The sequence below is a fragment of the Bacillus haikouensis genome, from assembly GCF_013179555.1.
Lineage (GTDB): Bacteria > Bacillota > Bacilli > Bacillales > Bacillaceae_B > Rossellomorea > Rossellomorea haikouensis_A.
The window spans coordinates 1-2,897 of record NZ_JABMCR010000399.1 but is presented as its reverse complement, the minus strand read 5'-3'; the positions used below and the strand labels follow the sequence as shown (position 1 = coordinate 2,897).

General features: G+C 43.6%; 3 protein-coding genes. 2 read left to right on the top strand and 1 reads right to left on the bottom strand.

Annotation, left to right across the window (positions count from 1 at the left end):
* Together HP456_RS22165 and HP456_RS22160 are read left to right on the top strand one after the other, a co-directional pair.
* Positions 1-1,206, top strand: a 1,206-nt coding sequence (locus tag HP456_RS22165; RefSeq protein WP_172255148.1) for an endonuclease MutS2, incomplete at its 5' end; no start/stop codon positions are given.
* A gap of 179 nt (positions 1,207-1,385) precedes the next feature.
* On the top strand, positions 1,386-1,793 hold the full coding sequence (locus HP456_RS22160) for a DUF350 domain-containing protein (protein ID WP_172255146.1): 408 nt from the start codon (positions 1,386-1,388) through the stop codon (positions 1,791-1,793).
* 231 nt (positions 1,794-2,024) lie between these two features.
* On the opposite strand, the gene HP456_RS22155 is transcribed toward HP456_RS22160, so the two are convergent.
* Positions 2,025-2,897: glucoamylase family protein (locus HP456_RS22155; protein WP_281358116.1), on the bottom strand; the 873-nt coding region annotated here is incomplete at its 5' end.

The following is a 2,897-nucleotide window of genomic DNA, read 5'->3' as shown; positions in this document are numbered from 1 at the left end:
GAACAAAGTTTAAGTACATTCTCCTCCCATATGGTGAATATTGTGGAGATCTTGAAAAAAGTGGATCAGGAGAGCCTGGTCCTGTTCGATGAACTGGGAGCAGGGACGGACCCGCAGGAAGGGGCCGCACTGGCCATTTCCATTCTTGATGAAGTCCATGGTACAGGTGCAAGAGTAGTGGCTACTACCCACTACCCTGAATTAAAAGCCTATGGATACAATCGTGAGGGCGTCGTCAACGCAAGTGTTGAATTCAACGTTGAAACACTGAGTCCGACCTATAAGCTTCTGCTGGGTGTACCGGGAAGAAGTAACGCTTTCGAGATTTCCAAACGTCTGGGCTTGCCGGAAACGGTCATCAAACGGGCAAAATCACATATCGGGACAGACAGCAAAGAAGTCGAAAACATGATCGCATCATTGGAAGAAAGCAGACGTCAGGGCGAAAAAGAATTGGAAGAAGCACATGAGCTGTTAAAACAAGCTGAAAAAATGCACCACGATATGCAAAAGCAGATGATGGAGTATTATGAAAAAAAAGATCTTATGTTTGAAAAAGCTCATCAGAAAGCAGAAACAGTGGTAGAAAAAGCAAAAGCTGAAGCAGAGCAGGTCATCAAAGATTTACGTAAAATGCAGTATGAAAAATCGGCACAAATCAAAGAACATGAATTGATCCAGGCAAGAAAGCAGCTTGAAGAAGCAGCACCGTCACTTCCTGAGTCCTCCCGCCAAAAGAGGAAAGTACAAAGCACAAAACGAGAGCTTCAGGCTGGAGACGAGGTTAAGGTACTAAGCTTCGACCAGAAAGGCCACCTGGTCGAAAGAGTGTCCAATAAGGAATGGCAGGTTCAAATGGGCATTATGAAAATGAAGGTGAAAGAATCAGATCTTGAATTCATTAAAACGCAGCAAAAGGTTGAAACAAAGCCGCTGGCTGTAGTTAAAGGGAAAGATTTTCACGTCAGCATCGAGCTTGACTTAAGAGGGGAACGATTTGATAATGCCCTTTCCAGAGTGGAAAAATATATCGATGATGCGCTGCTCGCCGGCTACCCGCAAGTGTCCATCATTCATGGCAAGGGGACCGGGGCTTTGAGACAGGGTGTACAGGAATATTTACGAAATCATCGTGCGGTTAAAGGGATTCGTTTCGGTGATGCAGGCGAAGGCGGAACCGGCGTCACGGTCGTACAGTTTAAATAATGGGCTTGTTTCTGATAAATTGCTGCATTTCGTACGATGTGTAAGAACGTTGAATGAAAAGCTTGCACATGCAAGTTTCGAAATCTGGATGAAATGGATTCATTGTCCTATCGAAAATACTGTGTGTAAAAAACGAGCATGCGAAAAGAGCCAAATAAGGGAGAAAAGGGAGCAGAACAATGGAGAATTTTTGGGAGAATGAATACATTCAAACTGCAGGAAATTATAGCGTCGTCATATTATGCCTCATCCTTTTCTTAACCGTATTCGAATTGGTCACAAAATACAAAAATTGGGAAGAAATCAAAAAAGGCAATCTGGCCGTGGCAATGGCTACCGGAGGGAAAATATTCGGGATTGCGAATATTTTTCACTATTCAATACAGCAAAATGAAACCATCCTTTCCACAATTGGCTGGGGGGTATTCGGTTTCTTCCTGCTGCTGATCGGTTATTTCATATACGAATTCTTAACCCCGAAATTCAAAATAGATGAAGAAATTGCAAATGATAACCGTGCAGTCGGTTTCATTTCACTTGTCATCTCAGTGGGGTTATCGTTCGTCATTGGGGCAGGAATTTCTTAAGGAGAGGTATTATGGAAACATTAGCGAAGGTTTTACTTGTTTTATGTGCAGGTTTCATCTTGGTCGGAGTCGTTTATATGCTGTTTTTTGTATAGAAGAAGGGCTGTCCAAATGGTGGGCAGTCTTTTCCTTTGCACTGTATTTTTGATTCACCTCATACATTTCTCTAGTCACCATGCATAAAAAAAGAGCAGCAACACCCCGCATAAGGTGTCAATGCTCCCGTTAGGGTCATTTTATAGAGAAGGCTTCCTTTCTTAATAAATCCTCTGGTTTCTTACCAATTGGATCTTGATGGAAGTAATCCCGGATCACGCCGTCATTCAGATAATTTGCAATCGAAACCATGATCATGCCCTGGTCGAGTGCAAGATATGCTTTTGCAATTTCTCCTGTTTCAACATTCACTGAATCATAGAAGCCGTATTTTCCATACGTATCCATTTCTTTGAGTGCTTTAATATTCTTGCATACTTCTTCTGGTGCATAATCCAAAGCAAGGAATGTGGCATGGGCGGTGACCGTGGATTTGTCACTGTAGCCGGAAGTACCCAGCGGAGCAGCGGCGAATTCGCTATACCCGTCCGGAGTGGCGGCAGGTGAGAAGCCCCATGCCTTGTAACCTTTATCTTTGGCATATTGGAACTGAAGTTCGACATGACGCTGATTATTCAGACCAAGGGCATTTTTGCCCAGTTCCTTTTCTTTCAATACAATTCCGGGCATCAAAGCTTCAAACATACTGCCGCCCCAACTCGGAACGAACTTCACCCCGTTGTATTGATAGTGGCCTTCAAAAACGGAAACTCCGTCATATACAGTTGTATGACCCTCCGGTACTTGCGCCTGCCAATCCCAATCGCTTGGCATAGTACGGTACATTTTCCACCAGTGATCGCTGGGGACATCGCCTTTACCGATTGAAATATAACTTGCTACGCGTGGTTCTGTGTAGAAAAGTCCATAATGGTGGTCAGTCAATTTTTCCTGAACCGCATCATATCCCCCTCGGAATTGACCGACTTCAGGATCATACAGGGTGGAATAATCCATATTATCAACCAATTCGCTTGTTTGAGCATTTAATTCTTCATATGCTTGTCC

Bases quoted from the DNA above. Each gene is read 5' to 3' on its own strand.
- HP456_RS22160 (WP_172255146.1), top strand. From the start codon at position 1,386: ATGGAGAATTTTTGGGAGAATGAATACATTCAAACTGCAGGAAATTAT.